Origin of the sequence: uncultured Boseongicola sp., assembly GCF_937988555.1 — a bacterium.
In the GTDB taxonomy this organism is placed as follows: Bacteria; Pseudomonadota; Alphaproteobacteria; order Rhodobacterales; family Rhodobacteraceae; genus Boseongicola.
Map to the genome: position 1 here is coordinate 1 of NZ_CALJXO010000227.1, position 2,793 is coordinate 2,793.

Consider the following 2,793-nt stretch of genomic DNA (forward strand, 5'->3'; position numbering starts at 1 on the left):
CCGCCGATAACCACGACATTCGCCGGTCCAACGCCGGGAACGCCGCCCATCAAAACACCGCGTCCACCGTTCGCCTTTTGTAACGTCCATGCCCCAACCTGAGGCGCAAGCCGTCCGGCAACTTCTGACATGGGTGCCAGCAACGGCAATCCGCCACGCGCGTCGGTCACCGTCTCGTAGGCAATGCAGGTCGCGCCGCTGGCAATCAGGTCGCGGGTCTGGGCCGGATCAGGCGCAAGGTGCAGATAGGTGAACAAAACCTGACCCTCGCGCAGCATTGCGCGCTCGCCGGGCTGTGGTTCCTTGACCTTCACGATCATATCGGCGGTGGCAAAAATTTGCTCTGCTGTGTCCACGATCTCGGCGCCAACGGCGCGGTAATCGTCGTCGGTAAATCCGGCACCGCCGCCGCCACCAGCCTGCACGACCACTTCATGGCCATGTGCCACGGCCTCGCCAGCGGTCGACGGCGTCATGCCAACGCGAAATTCCTGTGGTTTGATCTCTTTTGGGCAACCGATTTTCATGATGTGTGTCCTTCTCCACTCACCCCTCATATGACGCATATTCACTGGAGAGAACGCGCCGATTTCTCTGGCTGTTTGCGGTAAAATCGGCAGAGTCTTCGATGTATATAGCAAATCACGATGGAATCATGCGCCATGATGGAAGTAGACGCGACAGATGCCCGTATCTTAACGGTCCTGCAAAGGAAGGGCCGCATTTCTAACGCCGACCTCTCCGACGAGGTCCATCTGTCCGCCTCGGCTTGTCACCGCCGGGTGCAACGGCTGGAAGAGGCCGGGATTATCCGGGACTACGTCGCCCTCCTTGATCCACGCAAACTTGGCCGTCCCACGGTGGTGTTCGTTGAAATCACGCTTTCGGGGCAGGCCGACGAAGTCCTCGACGCGTTTGAGCGCGAGGTACGCCTGGTTCCGGATGTACTTGAGTGCCACTTGATGGCCGGCAGCGCCGATTACCTGTTAAAAGTCGTGGCGCAAGACACTGAAGATTTCGCCCGCATCCACCGCCGTTACCTTGCCCGTCTTCCGGGAGTCGCTCAGATGCACTCGTCTTTCGCGCTTAGAACTGTGCGCCAGACAACCGCGCTTCCGGTCTAGGCCTCAAACCTCGATGATCTCGAAATCGTGGGTCACCGTGGCTGTCTTCTCAAGCATGCGCGTGGCCGAGCAATACTTGTCGACCGACAGATCAATTGCCCGCGCGACCTTCGCTTCCGACACATTCCGCCCCTTCACGACGAAATGCATGTGAATGCGGGTGAACACCCTCGGCACCTCACCGGCGCGATCCGCGTCCAGTTCCACAATCACATCGTCAATGTCCTGCCGCCCTTTCTCAAGGACTGACACCACATCAAATGCCGAACAGCCCCCGGCGCCGATCAGCACAAGCTCCATAGCACTTGGCCCCGGTTTCGGCCCATCGCCGGCACCCTGCCCAAAGGTCACGCGAAACCCGTCCTCGGTTTTGCCTTCAAAGGTGCGATTATCTGTCCAGGTGATAGTGGATTTCATAGGATTGGCCTCGGTGAGCTTTTCGAGAGGTATTTACGTTGCGACGGTGTTCGGGGCAAACCAAGAAATAGGGGATCGCCGGAGGGATCTCCGACCTTATGCCGCGCTTCGAATTTGACGTGCCGTGGCGGTGGGCCACGTCGCTTTTCAAGAACAGCGCCGGATTTGTACAAATGAAGCGTTGCAAGACTGCCCGAAGTCGCCTCAATTTTTTGGCCTTTGGTGTGATACCAATGGTGCATGTCATCATACATCTGTCGGATATCGCCGATGAACGAGTCCGGCTTTTGATACCCGCCTTCATGCGTGGACCAGCAGGTTGCGTGAAGATCGTCAATTGCATAGATGCCGCCGTCTTTCAGCAGCGGGAAAAGGACGTTCAGGGACGCCCGAATATTTTTCGAAACGAGGCTTCCATCGTCAAGCACAATGTCGATACCACCCATTTCCCCGACCACATCTTCGAGAAATTTGGGATCATCCCGCGACCCGATCCGGACCCGCCCGTCTAACCCGTTCATTGCGGCACAATTGGGATCAATATCGCCCCCAAAGATCACAGCCTCCGAGCCAAATTAGCGCCCCCAAAGCGACATCGGGCCTCCCGCAGAGACGTCAATTTCAAGAAGCCTGACCAGCCCGCACCGAAGCGGCGCAACATACCTCTCGTAGATAGGTAGGTAGATCGGTAGATAGTGATGCCATTTGTGGATGACCGGCCCCTCATGCGACCAGAATAATCCCTCAATGCCGGCCGGTCGCCTGCGCCGTCGGGCATGCCTTCTCTGTTGGCAAACCGTCCCATCCGTTTCTGGATTGCGGCGTTATCATCATTTCTGCTCGCCACGGCGCTGTTCTCCGATGTGCTGCCAGCTTGGGCAACACTGTTTGTCTTCATGTGGTGACCAGGCACTCGGCCCTGGCCGAAAGCGCGTCGACCCCGTCTTCAATTCTCTAAAATATCCGAGTGACCCTGTCCAGAAAGCGAGAACTGGTTTTCCAATCTCACCCCCTAAAAACAACAAACCCCCGAAGCAAAGCTGCGGGGGTCGTCATTGGCCGTTCCGAAGAACCGCCCAGTGCTAAACTGAAACGCTCAGACTATTCCCTCGCGCTGTGCCGCTTTACGGGCTAGCTTGCGGGCACGCCGGATGGCCTCGGCCTTCTGGCGCACGCGCTTTTCAGACGGTTTCTCGAAATGTTGCCGAAGCTTCATTTCACGGAAAACGCCCTCACGCTGCAGCTTTTTCTT

Annotated in this window: 4 protein-coding genes and 1 pseudogene; 1 reads left to right on the forward strand and 4 read right to left on the reverse strand. The window is 57.5% G+C overall.

Features of this window, described 5'->3' with window-relative positions:
• Positions 1-527 (reverse strand): annotated as a pseudogene (locus Q1B15_RS13970) (alanine dehydrogenase); the annotation flags it as partial.
• Positions 528-665: 138 nt separating this feature from the next.
• Between Q1B15_RS13970 and Q1B15_RS13975 the strand changes: the two are divergent.
• Positions 666-1,124, forward strand: coding sequence for an Lrp/AsnC family transcriptional regulator (locus Q1B15_RS13975; RefSeq protein ID WP_299754575.1), 459 nt, complete (start codon positions 666-668; stop codon positions 1,122-1,124).
• 3 nt (positions 1,125-1,127) lie between these two features.
• Here Q1B15_RS13975 and Q1B15_RS13980 read toward each other — a convergent pair whose 3' ends face one another.
• The 3 genes from Q1B15_RS13980 to rpsU form a co-directional block, all read right to left on the reverse strand.
• On the reverse strand, positions 1,128-1,541 hold the full coding sequence (locus tag Q1B15_RS13980; RefSeq protein WP_299754571.1) for an OsmC family protein: 414 nt from the start codon (positions 1,539-1,541) through the stop codon (positions 1,128-1,130).
• The gene (locus tag Q1B15_RS13985) at positions 1,538-2,101 is read right to left on the reverse strand and encodes a hypothetical protein (protein ID WP_299754573.1); all 564 of its coding nucleotides are present in this window, start codon (positions 2,099-2,101) and stop codon (positions 1,538-1,540) included. Before Q1B15_RS13985 ends, Q1B15_RS13980 begins: the two co-directional genes overlap by 4 nt.
• Before the next feature lie 536 nt (positions 2,102-2,637).
• The coding region (rpsU, locus tag Q1B15_RS13990; RefSeq protein WP_299754577.1) for a 30S ribosomal protein S21 at positions 2,638-2,793 on the reverse strand (156 nt) is incomplete at its 5' end.